General features: G+C 66.1%; 10 protein-coding genes and 1 pseudogene. 3 read left to right on the top strand and 8 right to left on the bottom strand.

Annotated features, from left to right (window positions below; translation table 11 throughout):
• Window positions 1–2 precede the first annotated feature (2 nt).
• Window positions 3–1,232, top strand: coding sequence for a cytochrome P450 (locus AADZ55_RS22355; protein ID WP_085324558.1), 1,230 nt, complete (start codon window positions 3–5; stop codon window positions 1,230–1,232).
• Here AADZ55_RS22355 and AADZ55_RS22350 read toward each other — a convergent pair.
• Together AADZ55_RS22350 and AADZ55_RS22345 are read right to left on the bottom strand one after the other, a co-directional pair.
• On the bottom strand, window positions 1,229–1,681 hold the full coding sequence (locus tag AADZ55_RS22350) for a hypothetical protein (protein WP_242670031.1): 453 nt from the start codon (window positions 1,679–1,681) through the stop codon (window positions 1,229–1,231). The genes AADZ55_RS22355 and AADZ55_RS22350 overlap by 4 nt on opposite strands.
• 71 nt (window positions 1,682–1,752) lie before the next feature.
• Entirely contained in the window at window positions 1,753–2,838 is a 1,086-nt protein-coding gene (locus tag AADZ55_RS22345; RefSeq protein WP_085324557.1) for an ATP-dependent DNA ligase, read from the bottom strand.
• Window positions 2,839–2,875: 37 nt separating this feature from the next.
• Between AADZ55_RS22345 and ligD the strand changes: the two genes are divergently transcribed.
• Window positions 2,876–3,916: a non-homologous end-joining DNA ligase gene (ligD, locus tag AADZ55_RS22340; RefSeq protein WP_085324556.1), complete on the top strand. Its 1,041-nt coding sequence runs from the start codon at window positions 2,876–2,878 to the stop codon at window positions 3,914–3,916.
• A 28-nt stretch (window positions 3,917–3,944) separates the two neighbouring features.
• Here the strand turns inward: ligD and AADZ55_RS22335 are convergent, their stop codons facing one another.
• The 4 genes and pseudogenes from AADZ55_RS22335 to AADZ55_RS22320 all read right to left on the bottom strand — a co-directional run.
• Entirely contained in the window at window positions 3,945–7,148 is a 3,204-nt protein-coding gene (locus AADZ55_RS22335) for an MFS transporter (protein WP_085324555.1), read from the bottom strand.
• A 123-nt stretch (window positions 7,149–7,271) separates the two neighbouring features.
• The gene (locus AADZ55_RS22330) at window positions 7,272–9,092 is read right to left on the bottom strand and encodes an FAD-dependent oxidoreductase (RefSeq protein WP_341286242.1); all 1,821 of its coding nucleotides are present in this window, start codon (window positions 9,090–9,092) and stop codon (window positions 7,272–7,274) included.
• A 727-nt stretch (window positions 9,093–9,819) separates the two neighbouring features.
• Window positions 9,820–10,992 carry a zinc-binding dehydrogenase gene (locus AADZ55_RS22325; RefSeq protein WP_085327638.1) on the bottom strand — a complete coding sequence of 391 codons (1,173 nt, stop codon included), beginning with the start codon at window positions 10,990–10,992 and terminating at the stop codon, window positions 9,820–9,822.
• 166 nt (window positions 10,993–11,158) lie between these two features.
• A pseudogene (locus AADZ55_RS22320) lies at window positions 11,159–12,880 on the bottom strand (FAD-dependent oxidoreductase); the annotation flags it as partial.
• Between the two features lie 355 nt (window positions 12,881–13,235).
• On the opposite strand from AADZ55_RS22320, the gene AADZ55_RS22315 reads away from it, so the two are divergent.
• Window positions 13,236–16,496, top strand: a complete 3,261-nt coding sequence (locus tag AADZ55_RS22315; protein WP_085325643.1) for a helix-turn-helix transcriptional regulator — start codon at window positions 13,236–13,238, stop codon at window positions 16,494–16,496.
• 26 nt (window positions 16,497–16,522) lie between these two features.
• On the opposite strand, the gene AADZ55_RS22310 is transcribed toward AADZ55_RS22315, so the two are convergent.
• Window positions 16,523–17,101: a hypothetical protein gene (locus AADZ55_RS22310; protein ID WP_085325642.1), complete on the bottom strand. Its 579-nt coding sequence runs from the start codon at window positions 17,099–17,101 to the stop codon at window positions 16,523–16,525.
• Window positions 17,098–17,409, bottom strand: coding sequence for a hypothetical protein (locus tag AADZ55_RS22305; protein WP_085325641.1), 312 nt, complete (start codon window positions 17,407–17,409; stop codon window positions 17,098–17,100). The genes AADZ55_RS22310 and AADZ55_RS22305 overlap by 4 nt, the downstream gene beginning before the upstream one ends.
• Between the last annotated feature and the right edge of the window lie 43 nt (window positions 17,410–17,452).

The raw sequence follows: 17,452 nt of genomic DNA, 5'->3' as shown, positions 1-17,452 counted from the left end.
GGATGACGACCACTCCCATCGAGCAGGCCGAACACCAAGCGTTGCTGGTCCAGCTGCTGGACCCGGCCAACCGGGCCAATCCCTATCCGGTGTACGCCCGATTCCGGGATCAGGGGCCGTTCCAACTGCCCGAGGCCAACCTGGCCGTGTTCTCGAGCTACCGGGACTGCGATGAGCTGCTGCGGCACCCGTCGGTGAGCAGTAACGGGCGCAGGTCGGTCGCGGCGCAGCACGACCCGGACGTGGTGCCGCAGCCGCTCGGCCCGCCGGGATTCTTGTTCCTCGATCCGCCCGATCACACCCGGCTGCGGAAGCTGGTCAGCAAGGCGTTCGTGCCAAAGGTCGTGAACGCACTGCAACCCGAGATCGGCGCACTGGTGGACGGATTGCTCGACCGGATCGCCGAACGAGGCAGATTCGATGTCGTCGACGACTTCGCCTATCCGCTGCCGGTGGCGGTCATCTGCCGGTTGCTCGGTGTGCCGCTCGAGGACGAGCCGCAGTTCAGTCGTGCGTCCGCGGTGTTGGCGCAGGGGCTGGACCCATTCGTCGACTTCTCCGGCGCACCCCCGGGCGTCGATGAGGAGCGGCAACAGGCCAGTCGGTGGCTGCGCGCATACCTGCATGGGCTGATCGAACATCGTCGGGCACAGCCCGGCGATGACCTGATGTCGGGCCTGATCGCCGTCGAGGAATCCGGCGATCAACTGACCGAAGAGGAGATCGTCTCCACCTGCAATCTGCTGCTGATCGCGGGACACGAGACGACGGTGAACCTGATCGCCAATGCCATCCTGGCGATGCTGCGCCACCCGCCGCAGTGGGCAGCGCTGGGCGCGGACGCCGGCCGGGCTCCGGCGGTCATCGAGGAGACCCTCCGATACGATCCGCCCGTACAACTGGTCAGCCGAATCGCCGCCGACGACATCACTGTCGGCGATACCCAGGTGGACAAGGGCAACACCATGCTGCTGCTGGTGGCCGCGGCGCATCGTGATTCGGCCGAGTTCGAGCGACCGGATGCTTTCGATCCGGATCGAGGGACCTTCCGGCACTTGGCATTCGGGCGTGGGCTGCACTATTGCCTGGGCGCTCCGCTGGCGAGGTTGGAAGCCAGTGTCGCCCTGTCGGCGGTTGCGGCGCGATTCGGCGACGCCCGGTTGGACAGTGAGCCGCGGTACAAGACTAACGTCACGCTGCGCGGATTGTCGGCGTTGACGGTCGCGGTCTAGGCGGGGCGCTCCGCGCAGTCGCCATTGTTGGTGACCGGACTTGCCGTCGCCGCCAACGCGATCGAAATCGGTATGGGGGTGGATATTTCGACTTTTCCGCCGGCGTCGTAGTAGGCGCCGATGGTGTACTCGCCTTCGGCGTCGATCGGGAACGCCAGTGGTTGAGTTATGCACCGGTATTTGGATGATTTGCGGTCGTCGTCGGGCCAGTGCCAAGTCGCTCGCAGGACCCCACGCGGCACCCCGGCGGGATCTTTGCACACGACATGCAGATCAGGTTCGTAGTCCCCACCGGCTCGCGCGTGCACCACGAGAACGACCGGAACCTTTACCCACAACGGGATTTGGTTGACCTCGAACCAGGTTGTAGGTATGCGCGTGGCAGTTATCGCACCGTGTTCGTCAAGCGTGGCGGTACCCGCGACGAACAGCGAGGATACGTGCAGCATCACGACATCGTAATGGGGGCTGGCATCCGAACCGCGACGTTCGAATGCCAGGCGTGCCGCCGGATGCTGGACTACCGAGCGCTCGCGGCGCCCGGACCGAGGCCGGGCACGATATCGCCAAGGCTGAAGGTGAGCGGTTGTTCGAGCTGCGCATAGGTGCATGAACGCGGGTCACGGTCGGGGCGCCACCGGTTGAATTGTGCGGTGTGCCGAAACCGCGCGCCTTCCATGTGGTCGTAGCGGACCTCAACCACCCGCTCGGGTCGCAGCGGCACGAACGACAGATCTTTCCCGGCGTTCCAGCGCGAGAATTCGTTCCTGCGTGGGGTGCGCCCGCCGGCCTCGTGGGCGGCCCAATTCCACGGGTGGTCGTCGAAGCTGGTGACCAGCGGCTGCAGCTCGGCGAACAGCCGCCGGCGTTCGGCCATCGGGAAGGCGCCGATCACGCCCACCGACGCGAGCTGGCCGTCGCCCTGATAAAGCCCGAGCAGCAGCGAACCGATCGCATCTGCGCCGGACTTGTGCACCCGATAGCCGGCCACCACGCAGTCGGCGGTCCGCTCGTGTTTGATCTTGAACATGACGCGTTTGTCGGGTTGATAGGTGATCCGTAGTGGTTTGGCGATCACGCCGTCCAGGCCGGCGCCCTCGAATTCGGAGAACCATCGTTGTGCGGTCGCCAAATCGGTGGTCGCCGGCGTGACGTGGATCGATGGGCCCGAGCCGGTGACCGCGCCGATCAGGGCCGCACGCCGCGCACGAAACGGCCGCCCTGTGTAGTCGTCATCGCCGAGGGCCAGCAGGTCGAATGCGATGAAGGAGGCCGGAGTGTGTTCGGCGAGTAGCCGCACCCGCGAATCGGCCGGATGGATGCGCTGTTGCAGCGCCTCGAAGTCCAAGCCATGTTCGGTGGCGATGATGATCTCCCCGTCGATCACGCAACGCCGCGGCAGCTCGGCCTTGACCGCGGCGACCAGCTCGGGGAAGTAGCGTGTCATCGGCCGTTCGTTGCGGCTGCCCAGCTCAACCTGATCGCCGTCGCGAAAGCAGATGGACCGGAAACCGTCCCACTTGGGCTCGTAGGACGCATCCGATGGGATCGTCTTGACCGATTTGGCGAGCATCGGCGAAACCGGCGGCATCACGGGCAAGTCCATTGGCTCATTCTCCCGTGCGGCATGCTGGAATCCGTATATGGCTGCCGCAGCAGAAGAACTCGACGTGGACGGCATCGCCGTTCGGCTGACCAATCGGGACAAGGTGTTCTTCCCCAAGCTCGGTTCGAAAGGGACCAAGGGACGGCTGGTCGAGTACTACCTCGCGGTGGCGGGTCATCCGATGCTCGCCCCGCTGCGTGACCGCCCGACGCACTTGCAGCGCTTTCCCGACGGCATTGACGGCGAGGAGATCTATCAGAAGCGGATCCCCCAGCACCACCCCGACTACCTGCAGACCTGCCGGGTGACCTTCCCGTCGGGACGGACTGCAGACGCGCTGAAGGTGACTCATCCGGCCGCGATCGTGTGGGCCGCGCAGATGGGCGCGATCACCCTGCATCCATGGCAGGTGCGCTGCCCGGACACCGAGCGCCCCGACGAGTTGCGTATCGATCTGGATCCGCAGCCCGGCACCGGCTTCGAGGAGGCGCGCGCGGTCGCCGTCGATGTGCTGCGGCCGCTGCTGGACGAACTCGGTCTGGCCGGTTATCCGAAGACGTCCGGAGGACGCGGGATCCATGTGTTCGTACGCATCGCCACCGATTGGGACTTCATCGAGGTGCGCCGGGCGGGCATCGCGCTGGCCCGCGAGGTGGAACGCCGCGCGCCCGACGCGGTGACCACGTCGTGGTGGAAGGAGCAACGGGGCGCGCGCATCTTCATCGACTTCAACCAGAACGCCCGCGACCGCACCATGGCGTCGGCGTACTCGGTGCGGCGCACCCCCATCGCGACCGTGTCGACGCCGTTGACCTGGGACGAGCTGGCCAGCGCCGACCCCGACGACTACACCATCGCCACGGTGCCCGATTTGGTGCAGCGCCGGGACGACCCGTGGGCCGGCATGGATGAGGTGGCCCAGTCGATTGCTCCGTTGCTGGACATGGCCGCGGCCGACGCGGAGCGCGGGCTTGGCGACCTGCCGTATCCGCCGAACTACCCGAAGATGCCGGGCGAACCCAAGCGGGTGCAACCGAGCCGGGACACCGACCTAAAAGGGAGCACCCGGCCCAGCTGAATCGCGGTCCGCGACCTGTGTCCTTGGCTCAGCGGTGCACCAGCTCCATGATCTGCGGCAACGCTTCCCGGGCCGCGTTCCGGCCGGCTTCGCGGGCGAGGTCAATCTGGTGGTATTCCATCAATCCGACGCCGGTCGGGTTGGGTTTGATCACCAGGTCGGCTTGTGCCAGCACCGATTCGGACGCAATCGCGCTGCTGATTGTCATGGTGCGCAGGAGGGTGTCGGTGAGGCCGGGCACCCGGGGTTTCCGGCGGCGGTTGCCGCTGGACGTGGGGCTCGGATTTCCGCCCGAGGCCACGTTCACCGCGATCAGCGGGCCGTCCTTGCCCACCAGCGTGGTGACGGGCACGTTGTCCAGCACGCCACCGTCGACGTGCAGGGTGCCGTTGTAGGGCATTGGCGCGTACAGGAAGGGCAGCCGCATCGAGCAGCCGACGACGTCGGCGAGGGGGCCGCGGCGGTGCACGATGGGCCGCCGGCCCAGCAGGTCGACGCTGACGCAGCGGAAGTGCTTCGGCAGCTCCTCCACCAGCTGGTCTCCGAAGATGGTGCGCAGGGCGGCTTGGGTTCGTTTTCCACGGATGAGCCCCTTGCGTGGCAGGGTGTAGTCGCCGTGGCTCTTGCGCACGAAGTGCTCGTAGATCTGCGCATCCACACCGGCAGCGTCCATACCGCTGGCCGCCAGGGCGGCAATGATCGCCCCCATGCTGGTGCCGGCAAAACGGTCCACGGTGACCCCGGCAGCCTCCAACTCCTCGAGCACGCCGAGGTGGGCACACGCCCGCGCGGCGCCACCGCTGAGGACGAGCCCGACGGAACGGCCCGCGATGCGCGTCGCGAGCACCCGCAGGTCGTCGGCGACGTGTCCGCGTCGGATCGTGTGCATCGACCGTGGCGTGATCAATTCCTCCCAGGCACGCCGGTGCTCCCGGCCGGCGGGTGGTCCGGCCAGCACCAGGTCGGCGCCGGTCGCCCGGGCCGGCAGCGTTGCCGACGGCGGGGCCGGGTTGCTGGAGACCAGCACCACGCGATCGGCGACGCGCATACAGAAGTCCCGCCACAGCGCGTCGTCGGCCGCCGCGTGTAACACCACACGGTCGGCGGCCTGCTCGGCGCGTTCCAACCCGTCGCGGTCCACCCGGCCGGGGGCGATCGCGCGCAGCCGAGTCGATAGTGCCGCACACAATTCGGTGGCCACCATCGCTACGGGCGCATTGGAGTTGACACCGATGACCGCGACAACGGCCTCGGGTGTTGTCCGCTGGGAGGCGGTGCGCGTCTGGTGCTGCCGTTTGGCCAGTACCCCCGCCAGTGCCCCGAGCACGCCGGCGTCGGCGATCTTGTCGAACTCGGCTTTGGTCACTCGGGTGAGGGACGAGTCGCGCACGGCCCGCACCGTCGCGGAGCGCGGCGCGTTGAGCAGCACCCCGAGTTCGCCGACGACCTGGCCGCGGCCGAGTTCGGCGACCACATCCTCCTTCTCGCCGTTGCCGGCGAGCACCAGCAGTCGCCCGCTGCGCACCACGTAGAGCGCATCGGACGCATCGCCCGCGTGGAACAGGTACGAGCCCGCCTGCAGTTCAACCAGCTGCGCGTCCGGTCGGGCAGACCGCAGAGCCGCCAGCAGGTCGAGTTCGCGGGAAGCCTTGAGCACCGGGGCCACCGGCGCGGCCGGTGGCCGCACCGGTGCGGGCATGGGCCGCTGCGAGCCCAACGGGGCGACCGGCGGCGCGGGTGGGGCCTCTGCCGTCGCCGCGGGGACCGGCCGGATCCGACCCAGCAACACCGCCCCGAATGCGACCGCCACAAAGCAGATCGCGGCCATCGTCCATCCGCGGCGCAACACCTCTTCGGCTGCGCCCGGTGCCGGCGTACCGACCAGGATCACCAGCAGCGCGATGCCGACGACGGCACCCACCTGACGGATGGTGCCGGTTACCGCCGACGCGGTGGCGTAGCTGCCGCCCTTGGCCAGCCGGGCCAGGGAGGCGCTGCCGAGTAGCGGGAACGTAGCGCCCACCCCGATTCCTTGCAGTATTTGGCCGGGCAGCCATTCACCGAGGAAATCGGGTGTGGACCCGACAACCTTCAGATACCACAGCAGGCTGCCAGCCCAGATCAGCGCACCGATGCCGATGATGAAGCGGTAACCGTGCCGGTCGGCGACGCGGCCAAGCAGCGCCGCAACGACGGCGGCGACAAGTGCGGCGGGGGCGACGGCCAGGCCGGCCTCGAGCAGCGTGTAACCCCACACATAGTTCAGGAACAGCACGTGCGTCAGGAGATATGCGTAGAAGCCCGCGCTGGCCACGGCGGTGAGCCCGGTGCCGGCCACGAACGAGCGGATGCGCAACAACGCGGGATCCACCATCGGCGCCGGGTGATGCCGAGAGCTCATGACAAACCCGACCATCGCGACCGCCGCGGCCAGCAATGACCCGATCGCCGGCAAGCTGGCCCAACCCCAGTCCGGTCCCTTGATCAACCCCAGCGTCAAAAAGCCCAGCGCGATGGCCAGCAGCAGCGCGCCACGCACGTCGGGCACGCGCCGACGTCCGGAGGCCCGGTTCTCCACCAGCGCCCGCCGAGCGGCCAGCACAGCCAGCACCCCCAGCGGAAGGTTCACCAGGAACACCCACCGCCAGCCATCCGCCTCGACGAGGGCACCTCCGATCGGCGGGCCGAGGCCCGCGGCGATCGCTCCCGCCGCGCCCCACAGGTTTACGCCGTGCGCGCGCCGCGCGGCCGGGAAGGCCTCGACGACCAGCCCGAGCGAAGCGGGTACCAGAACCGCCGCGCCGATGCCCTGCAGCACTCGAAACGCAACCAGTTGCCCGACGCTGTCGGCGATCGCGCACAGGCCGGACGCGACGGTGAACAACACCACGCCGTAGATGAACACCCGCTTGCGCCCCAGTAGATCGGCGAGCCTGCCGGAGGCCACCAGGAAGGCCGCGAAGACGATGTTGTAGGCGTTGAGCACCCACGACAGGTCGCTGATGTCGCTCTGGAAATGCCTCTGGATGTCCGGAAACGCGACGTTGACGATCGTGGAGTCAAGGAAGGCGAGGAAGGCGCCGAACGCCGCCACCAGCAGCACCGCCGCCGAGGAGGGCTGGCGGCGTCGAGCGGGCGGGACGCCGGTGCGGCTGCCCCATCTACCGGGTTCGACGGGCCCGTCGTCAATGACGGACGCCGCAACGTTGGCGGTGACGGTTTGGGCGGGCATGGTGATCTCCAGGTTCTGTGGGGGGTCGGGGGAGGGCGTCTGGCCGGTAGGTTTACGGCGCGGCTAAGCCCGTAGGTTCAACGTTGGACCTGAAGCGTGACGGGGTTAGTGGTTTAGGGGTGGCTAGCCGGCAGCGTGATCCACGGTGGTCACGCTGCTCGGGGCTGGGGTGGTGGTTTGCGGGGCCGCAATCGTCGACTGGGGTGTCGACAGGGCCGGCGGTCGGCGGCGGTGCCAAAGCCATCGGTCTATCCGCCGGAGGACCGCGAAGGGGGCGGGATCGCGGAACTCAATCCGTAGTCGAGCCGCATCGTGGCCAGCGACCATGCCCAGGATTTGGTGGGCGGCTAGGTACCCGGAGCATGCCGCCTTCTCCATGGTGGGAACGAACAGGGTCAGGTCCGGTGCGTGGATCGCTTCACCGGCGAGAAACAGGTTGGGCACTTGGGTAGAAATGGCCGGAGATCGCTGCCGAGCGCCGGGCATCAAGATGGTGAGTGGTGAGAAGTTCACCATCCGCTTTCCGCGTGCCGGCGGCGACGCGAGATGGGGGGGCAGTGTGCCGGCCAGGCTGTCGTAGTCGGCCTCGTCGAGGTACTGGAGCTCGTGATCGATCTGCCAGCCCAGGAGGTGTGATCGATCCAGGTCGCACTGTGCCAGACATTCGGTCACGATCTCCTCTGGCGTGCATTCGCTTACCGGGCGATGGAAGACCGGACCGGGCTTGTCCACATCACTCCAGGTGATCGACAGCACGTATCTGGTTCCTTCCGGCAGGCTGACATTGCGCCAAAAGCCTTCGCCCTGAAGAACGAGCGCTAGGGACCACTCGCTTTCCATATACGTGACCAGGACGCCGGGGCGAAGGTGGGAAGGCCACGTCGGGGGGATGTCGTTCAGAAAGCACTGGATTCCGTTGGATGCCTCAAGGGCAATGGCATGCTCGGCAGCTAGCTGGGGAAGATGGTGCCGGACGTGAGTCGATGTGGCCAGCTCACGCAGCGTCAGGTAGGGCACGGCCAGGATGGCGTGGTCGCAGGCAAACCTGCGGCCATCGGCCGAAATCAACGCGGTGAGGCGGCCATCGTCGAATTCGAGGTCGTTGATGCGGGTGTCGAAGTGCAGGTCGACGCCGAGATTTCGGAGGTGGTGAAGCCAGGGTTCGACCATGCGTTCACTGGTCGGCCCATCGGCCATCATGATTGGGGGCAGCTTTGCGTTATCGAGGGCTGGTGGGCCAGTACTTTTTAGGCGAAACAGCCCCTTGAGGAGGATGGGAGCGATCGCCGCTGCTTCTGCGCTCGGGCGGGCCGCGACGTAAATGCGCGGCAAGGAAGCGAAGAATTCCTGCGCCTGCGGGGATTTGCGGCCGAGTTGTAGGTAGTCCGCGTACGAGATGTCGCCCAGCTCGGCGACGAGTCGCTCTTTGCACATCCATAGCAGCCGCAGATGGGCGTAGAGGTAATGCAGTACGTCCGTGGGAGCCACTCCCCGTTGGGCCAGACCGACAATCACCATTGCGCTGCGCACCGCGATGCGGCCCAGCTGCCTGAGCGGGTCGATGACTTTGCCGACGATCCGCGCCAAGGTCGGCGCCCGGAGTTCGAATGGCGCGGGCACAGCCGCTCGGCCGATCACACGTTGTTTGGTAGCCGAAACCAGACTCACGCCGACCAGATTGTCCAGGACGGTCCCGTTCTGGGTGGGTATGCGTGCGAACAGCGTCAGCAGGGTCTGGTAGGAATCCGTGTAAACGCGCAAACTGTGCTCGGTCGGGTGCCCGTCCGCGCGGCGTAAACTCTTGGCCTTGCCCCCGGCTTCGGGTGCGGCTTCGCACAATGTGACCCGCACGCCGGCTTCGGCCAGCACCATGGCGGCGGCCATCCCCGCGATTCCAGCACCGGCAATCACGACGTGCGTTTCGGCGGGCGTCGGCGGTGTCATGCGCAGGGGTCCTCAAGGCACGGGTGGCACTCCGGGCGGCACCGGTGCGACCGCTGGCGATCGCGGTCAGAGGGAGACAAAGTGTAGGGCTGCTGGTTCGGGCTCAGGATCGAGGTGGCGGAGGTGGGGGGCTGCACGTCAGGTTTCCATGAAGCTTCGACTCAAATAATGCGGACGATTTGACTGTCCTATTTGTTTGTGGCCGCAGTCATCGGTCAAACCGCGCAAAATCTGTCGGGGCAGGGGGTCGTATATTTGCGGGGCCACCGGGACTTTATACGCGCTTTCGCGGATGTCTGCGACTTGGGGCACCGCCATGCCGGTTGGCATGAGCGAGATCGATTCGCTATGCGGGCCGCCTGGCATTGGCCAGAAGCGTGGGCGAGTTGCTGTTGTCGGGCGGCAGGTGCAGCCCGCGGAGACAATGGCCGCGATCGCGCCGCCGGGGACGGTTTGCACGGTTGTAGGGGCTCCATTTTCTATGCGGTGCTGGCGCTACCAACATGATTTGTCTACCAGCGCGGTGTGTTGAGCGCCAAGTCGTCCATTTGCATGAATTTTGTGTCCTACTACCGGGGGAGGGGGAGTTCCCACATCCGGGCCCGCCGTCCCGATTAGTCGCTATGGCCGGGCGGGTTATTGCGCGTCATTGTCGATGAAACGAGAAGATCCACAGCGTATTTGAGGCGCCACGCAAAATCGTGTTCAAGGATCGGATCGCGAAGTGTTAGGGGCTCGCGGCGTCGCTCTTGGGGTCGATCAAGATTTTTGCGTGCCGCTCGGGATCGTTGAGTGCATCGAAAGCTGCCTCGACGCCGGGTAGACCGACCGTTCCGGTGATGAGCGGCTTGGGGTTGACCTTGCCGTCGGCGAGCATGTGCAGTGCGTCGCGGAACTCCAGCGGCGTGTAGCCGAGCACGAATCGCAGGTCGATCTCTTTGTTTATCGCCATCGCCGGCCGGATGTGGTCTGAGCCCATGCAGACGCCTACCACGACGACGCGCGAAAACAGCGGCGCGCTTGCGATGATGCCGTCGATAATGCCTGGAACGCCAACACATTCGAAGATGACGGGGTGCTTGGGCGTCGCGGCGCCGGCCGCCTCGGCGGCGCGCCAAAGGTGCCACCACGGCAGCCGCAGCCGCGCCAACTTTTCGACCGTGTCGATGGCGAGGTTGAATGCGTCGACGATGTTTTGCAGGTGTCCCTGTCCCCGGCCGCGGCTGGCCGCCTGATACGGCGAGTCCTGTGCGGGATCGACTACGGTGTCAGCGCCACAGGCGGTCGCGAGCGCACGGCGGCCGGCGGAAAAGTCGCTGGCGATCACGGTGCGTACCCCGTGCGACTTGAGCATGCAGATCACCGCAAGGCCGATAGGCCCGCACCCGATCACGATCGCGACGTCGCCCTTGCTCACCTCGCCGCGTCGCACGGCGTGCCACCCGACGGCCATCGGCTCGGTCAGCGCGGCCATCTCGGGCGCTAAGCCGTTCGGGACGGGAAACGTCAACGATTGCTCGATGACGAGCCGTTCGGCGTAGGCGCCTGGCCCCAGTTGCGAAAGACCGATCGCGTGCACCTCTTTCTTGCCGCGTCGCAACAGCGGCATGGCAACGACCGGAGTGCCGGGCCGGGGAGACTTGCGGGTGCCGGGACCGTAGTCGACCACCTCGCCGCAGAACTCGTGTCCGAACACGACTTGCTGATTCGACCGCATGAAGGCGTGGTAACCCGATTCGGCCATCACGTCCGCGAGTTCGTCGCAGTGGTGGCGGACATGCAGGTCCGATCCGCAGATGCCACACCGTAGGACGTCGATCAGCAACTGACCCTTGGCCGGCGTGGGGGCGGGCAGATCGACTACCTCGAGCTTCGCGTTGGTGCACGTCACCGCCTTCATCGCGCAGGTCCTCTCCGTCGTGGTGATCCTCCTACACCCTGGCAGGGGCGTCGAAACGCCCCTGATGCCGAGGCCCGGATTTCCAGCGTAACGGTAACGCTGCGCTGGAACCTCAAGACCCGCAATCAATTACGGTCAAGCTCCTACCTCCAACTTTTGCTTGATCTTGGCGGCGGTGCCAAAGCCATCGGTCTATCCGCCGGAGGACCGCGAAGGGGGCGGGATCGCGGAACTCAATCCGTAGTCGAGCCGCATCGTGGCCAGCGACCATGCCCAGGATTTGGTGGGCGGCTAGGTACCCGGAGCATGCCGCCTTCTCCATGGTGGGAACGAACAGGGTCAGGTCCGGTGCGTGGATCGCTTCACCGGCGAGAAACAGGTTGGGCACTTGGGTAGAAATGGCCGGAGATCGCTGCCGAGCGCCGGGCATCAAGATGGTGAGTGGTGAGAAGTTCACCATCCGCTTTCCGCGTGCCGGCGGCGACGCGAGATGGGGGGGCAGTGTGCCGGCCAGGCTGTCGTAGTCGGCCTCGTCGAGGTACTGGAGCTCGTGATCGATCTGCCAGCCCAGGAGGTGTGATCGATCCAGGTCGCACTGTGCCAGACATTCGGTCACGATCTCCTCTGGCGTGCATTCGCTTACCGGGCGATGGAAGACCGGACCGGGCTTGTCCACATCACTCCAGGTGATCGACAGCACGTATCTGGTTCCTTCCGGCAGGCTGACATTGCGCCAAAAGCCTTCGCCCTGAAGAACTAAGACCAGGGCCCACTCGCTCTCCACGTACGTGACCACGACGCCGGGGCGAAGGTGGGAAGGCCACGTCGGGGGGATGTCGTTCAGAAAGCACTGGATTCCGTTGGATGCCTCAAGGGCAATGGCATGCTCGGCAGCTAGCTGGGGAAGATGGTGCCGGACGTGAGTCGATGTGGCCAGCTCACGCAGCGTCAGGTAGGGCACGGCCAGGATGGCGTGGTCGCAGGCAAACCTGCGGCCATCGGCCGAAATCAACGCGGTGAGGCGGCCATCGTCGAATTCGAGGTCGTTGATGCGGGTGTCGAAGTGCAGGTCGACGCCGAGATCTCGGAGGTGGTGAAGCCAGGGTTCGACCATGCGTTCACTGGTCGGCCCATCGGCCATCATGACTGACGGCAGCTTTGCCTCGGTCAAGGTTGGCGGACAACTCGTAAAGTGAAACAGCCCCTTGAGGATGATGGGAGCGATCGCCGCTGCTTCTGCGCTCGGGCGGGCCGCGACGAAAATGCGCGGCAAGGCCGCAAACAGCATCTGCGCCTGCGGGGATTTGCGGCCGAGTTGTAGGTAGTCCGCGTACGAGATGTCGCCCAGCTCGGCGACGAGTCGCTCTTTGCACATCCATAGCAGCCGCAGATGGGCGTAGAGGTAATGCAGTACGTCCGTGGGAGCCACTCCCCGTTGGGCCAGACCGACAATCACCATTGCGCTGCGCACCGCGATGCGGCCCAGCTGCCTGAGCGGGTCGATGACTTTGCCGACGATCCGCGCCAAGGTCGGCCGGCGGCGTTGGACGGGAACGGTTGCAGCCACTCGGCCCACCGCGCGGTGTCGGTAAGCGCGAACAGCGCTCACGCCGACCAGATTGTCCAGCACGGTCATCCCGTTCTGGGTGGGTATGCGTGCGAACAGCGTCAGCAGCGTCTGGTAGTAGTCCAGGTAGATTCGCAAACTGTGCTCGGTCGGGTGCCCGTCCGCGCGGCGTAAACTCTTGGCCTTGCCCCCGGCTTCGGGTGCGGCTTCGCACAATGTGACCCGCACGCCGGCTTCGGCCAGCACCATGGCGGCGGCCATCCCCGCGATTCCAGCACCGGCAATCACGACGTGCGTTTCGGCGGGCATCGACGTTTTCATAAGCGGGGGTCCTCAAGGAACGGGTAACGCTTCGGGCGGTACCGATGGTCAACGGGAGAAAGGTGCTGGGCCGCTGGTTCGGGCTCAGGATCGAGGTGGCGGACGTGTGATGCCGCACGTCAGAGTCCCTTGAACGTGGACTCAAGGTATGGCGGACGTTCTGACTGTCCTAGCTGTCGCTGCCGCGGCCATCAGTCGGAACGCGCAAAACCGTCTCGCAGCGGGTCGTATATTTGCGGGGCTACCGGGCATCCGTAAGTACCTTCGCCGATATTTGCGGCTCGGGTCACCGCCATGCTGGTTAGCATGAGCGAGATCGATTCAGTGTGCTGACCGGCCGTAATTGGACTGGAGCGTGAGCGAGTTGCTGCCGACGGACACGCTAACGCTGCTTCTGGCCGACATTGACGGATCGAAGCGGCTGTGGCAGACGCAGCCTGCGGAGATGACGGCCGCGATCGCACGGCTGGATCGCACCCTCGCCGATGTGGTCTCGGCTCACGGCGGTGTTCGGCCAGTCGAGCGGGCCGAGGCCGACAGCTTCGTCATCGCGTTCGGTCGCGCTGGGGACGCGGTCGCGTGCGCTCTTCGGTTGCAGCAGGAGCCGCTGGCGCCGATCCGACTGTGCATCGGAATCCACACCGGCGACGTGCAGCTGCGCGACGACGGCAGCTATGGCGGTCCGACGATCGAGCTTGCCGCACGGCTGCGTGACCTGGCGGGTGGCGGCCAGACTCTGTTGTCGGCTACCACCAGCGGTATGGTCACCGATCAGCTTCCCGCGCAGGCCTACCTAACCCACCGCGGATCCGCGCCGCTGCGCAGTCTGGCCCGTCCCGAACGCATCGCGCAGCTGTGCCATCCGGATCTTGGTAACCAGTTCTCGCCGCTCGATACGCCGAAAAGCGTTGCCGTATCTAATCTTCCGGTGCATCTTACGCGTTTCGTCGGCCGCGGCCAGGAGATTGCTGAGGTCCGTGCGCTGGTGGTCGACAACCGACTGGTGACGCTGATCGGTTCCGGCGGTGTAGGCAAGAGCCGTCTGGCTGAACAGGTTGCGACGCAACTGACGACGGAGTTCCGGCACGGCGTGTGCTACGTCGATTTGGAGCCGATCACCGATCCCGCCATCGTGCCAACCACGATCGCACGCGCGTTAGGCCTGCCGGACCAGCCCGGCCGCGCCACGATGGACACACTGCTGCATCACCTCGGTGACCGTCAGCTGCTCATCGTGTTGGACAACTGTGAACATCTGCTCGACGCCAACGCCGCACGCATCGGTGCCCTGCTGCGCGCCTGCCCCGGCTTGACGCTGTTGGCCACCAGCCGCGAGCCAATAAAGGTCGCTGGCGAGGTGATCTGGCGGGTTCCGCCACTGTCGCTGAGCGACGACGCGGTCGGATTGTTCGCCGATCGCGCTCGCCTGGCCCGGCCCGACTTCGTCGTTAGCGATGACAACGCGGCGATCGTGAGTCAGATCTGCCGGCGGTTGGACGCCCAGCCCCTGGGGATCGAGCTCGCAGCGGCGCGGGTGCGGACCCTTTCACTGGCTGAGATCATGGCGGGTCTCGATGACAAGATCCGGCTGCTGACCGGTGGCGCACGCACCGCGGTCCGGCGGCAGCGCACATTGCGGGCGTCGGTGGAGTGGTCCCACGGCCTGCTGAGCGAACGCGAGCGGGTCTTGTTTCGCCGATTAGGAGTCTTCGTGGGCGGATTTGATCTCGACGCGGCGCAGGCAGTGGCCGGCTTCGGAGAGGTGCAGCGCGGCGAGGTGCTGGACGACCTGTCGCTGCTGGTCGACAAGTCGCTGATAGTGGCGGACAGCTCGAATGGTCGGACGCGTTATCGGCGGTTCGAGGGAATAGGCCAGTACGCGCTGGAAAAGCTCCGCGAGGCGGGCGAAGCCGACGCCACGCGTGCCCGGCATTGTGACCACTACACGGCGCTGGCCGCCATGCTGGACAACCCGGGACAAACCGATTACGAACACCTTGTCGAGGGGGCCGAGGTTGAACTCGACAATCTGCGTGCCGCGTTCGCCTGGCTGCGGGAAACCTCTGACGCCGAATCCGCGCTGACGCTGACGTCCTTGCTGCAGCCGCTGTGGCTCACCAGGGGTCGTATCAGTGAGGGACGAGCCTGGTTCGATGCGGTCCTTTCCGGTGCGAGCGGGCATCCCCTCAAGGTGGCCGACTCGGTGCGTGCCCGAGCGCTGGCCGACGCAGCCGTACTCGGTATGTTTGTCGACGCCGCTGCGAGCCTGGATCAGGCTCAGCAGGCGTTGGCGATCGCGCGCGAGGTCGACGATCCCGCCCTTGCTGCCCGAATACTGACCGCGTGCGGGTTGACGGCCGGGTTCAGTCATCAAACGGAGCTGGTTCGACAGTGTTTCGCCGAGGCGGCTGCACTTGCTCGAGCGTCGGATGATCGTTGGCGGTTGAGTCAGATCCTGAGCTGGCAGAGCAACGCGGCGGTGGTGGCGGGCGACGCGGTCGCGGCGCAGGGAATCGGTCGGGAAGGACGCGACCTTGCCGACGCGATCGGTGACCGAGTCAGCTCGCGGCAGTGTCGGTTGAGTCTGGGGTACGCGCGGCTGTGGCAGGGCGATATAACCGGTGCCGTAACACAATTCGGCGAGCTGGTGGCCGAGGCTCAACGGGATGAGGCTGCCCTCTTTGAGCCGCTGGGCCTCAAGGGCCTAGGCGATGCCCTGGCCTATCAAGGGGACGTAACCGCAGCCCGGGCCGCAGGCGAAGCGGCGATCGAGGGCGCCGCCGAGCTTGGCGAATACTTTCTGGGGCTTGGCTATTCGACTCTGGCGCTGGCCGCACTGGCCGCTGGCGATGTCGAGGCGGCCGACAATGCGAGCGATTCGGCGTGGCAGAACCTCAGTGTGCAACCGAGCGCGGCGATGTTTTGGCACAGTTTCAGGGCACAGGTCGCGCTGGCCGGCGGAGACGCGATCGGGGCCCGACGCTGCACCGACGAGGCCGTCTCTGTGACGGCGGGGTGGCACCTATCGCTGGCGCTGACGACCCGCGTTCGGGTCGCAATGGCCCAAGGTGAGCCGGAACGAGCCCAGCGTGCCGCATACGACGCGCTGACCTGCGCCACAGGCGTTGGAGCGCACAATTGCGTTCCCGAGGTCCTCGAATGCCTTGGCCAGCTGGCGGGTGGGCAGCGCCGCTACCGCGAGGCAGTCCGCCTGTTCGGCGCGGCGCAGGGCATCCGGCGCCGTACCGGGGCGGTGCGGTTCAAGATCTACGATGCCGGGTACGAGGACTCGGTTGCCGCGGTGCGCACCTCGATGAGCAACGAAGAGTTCGACAACGCATGGGCCGAAGGTATTGCGCTAACCGCCGAGGACGCGATCGCATACGTACAGCGCGGACGCCGTGAACGCAAACGAGCAACAAGCGGCTGGGCGTCACTCACCCGAGCCGAGCTCGACGTGGTACGGCTTGTCGGCGAAGGCCTTTCCAACAAAGACATCGCCACAAGGCTTTTCGTCTCGCCGCGCACCGTGCAAACTCACCTCACCCACGTCTACACCAAACTCGGCTTCAACTCCCGGGTGCAACTTGCCCAGGAAGCGGTTCGGCATGCCTGATGAGCCTGGCTATGCCGACTCGGCGTTCAGCGATACCCCACCCTAAGTAGAACCCGAGCGTTGAACGCGCCCTCGGCGGTCGTGGGTAGGGCGAAGTCGAGGCCATCGGCCACCCGGTTGATCGTGTTGAACAACGCGCAGATCTCAATCGCATCGCGGAGTGCCTCGGGGCTGACACCGGATTCCAGCACCGCACGCATATCAAGGGGTCCCACTTCGTCGGGCCTGAGGGTCAGTTTCTCCAACAGGGCCAAGGTGGCTGTTACCCGGTCGTCGATCTCGGCGGTGCGCCAATCGGCAACCACCGCGGCAGTTATCGAGGGATCAAGGACCGCCGAAGCGACGGCTTCGTGAGTGGTGGCGCAGAATTGACAGCTGTTTTTCGCCGATACGAACGCCGCGAAGAGTTCCCGCTCGCCGATGGTCCACGGCGATGGTCCGCGCAGTAGCGCCTGAGCGAGTTGAAAGAACGGCTTGCCGAAGAACCGCGGCCGGTAGTAGCGCACCTTGATGATGTCGGGTACGTCGCGACCGGTCAGCTGTCGCATCAGCGCGAACACCACGCGGCCGGCCGGCCGCCCGCGAGCGATGCCGCCCAGCCTCACCGCAAGGCCTCGTTGAGGGCCGACAACCCCACCCGCAGGCGGGCATCACCGGCGCCAAGCGCCGCGGCAACGGTCACCTCGAATATCTGGTCCTCCGAGTAGCCGGCGTTGCGGGCGCGCTCGATGTCGTGGTCCTGCACGTGGTAGGCGTGCCGGCGCAGCTTGTCCACGTATTCAGTTAGCGGCTCCGGCACGTCCGCTCCGTCGTATGCGGACCGGCGCAGGGCCGCATCCGCGGTGGCCGGGGCATCAAGAACCGCGCGGCGAAGCCTCCTTCGTAGCTCTGGGTCACGATCCGCTATCGGCACCGCGCATCCCTTCGACCGGGTTGTGGCAGCTATCCACACCATA

Source organism: Mycobacterium decipiens, from assembly GCF_963853665.1.
Taxonomy (GTDB): Bacteria; Actinomycetota; Actinomycetes; order Mycobacteriales; family Mycobacteriaceae; genus Mycobacterium; species Mycobacterium decipiens.
Note: the sequence above shows the minus strand (reverse complement) of the source record. Positions and strands in the feature narration are given on the sequence as shown.

Bases quoted from the DNA above. Each gene is read 5' to 3' on its own strand.
- AADZ55_RS22345 (WP_085324557.1), bottom strand. From the start codon at position 2,838: ATGGACTTGCCCGTGATGCCGCCGGTTTCGCCGATGCTCGCCAAATCG.
- AADZ55_RS22325 (WP_085327638.1), bottom strand. From the start codon at position 10,992: ATGAAGGCGGTGACGTGCACCAACGCGAAGCTCGAGGTAGTCGATCTG.
- AADZ55_RS22355 (WP_085324558.1), top strand. From the start codon at position 3: ATGACGACCACTCCCATCGAGCAGGCCGAACACCAAGCGTTGCTGGTC.
- ligD (WP_085324556.1), top strand. From the start codon at position 2,876: ATGGCTGCCGCAGCAGAAGAACTCGACGTGGACGGCATCGCCGTTCGG.
- AADZ55_RS22330 (WP_341286242.1), bottom strand. From the start codon at position 9,092: ATGACACCGCCGACGCCCGCCGAAACGCACGTCGTGATTGCCGGTGCT.
- AADZ55_RS22335 (WP_085324555.1), bottom strand. From the start codon at position 7,148: ATGCCCGCCCAAACCGTCACCGCCAACGTTGCGGCGTCCGTCATTGAC.
- AADZ55_RS22350 (WP_242670031.1), bottom strand. From the start codon at position 1,681: ATGCTGCACGTATCCTCGCTGTTCGTCGCGGGTACCGCCACGCTTGAC.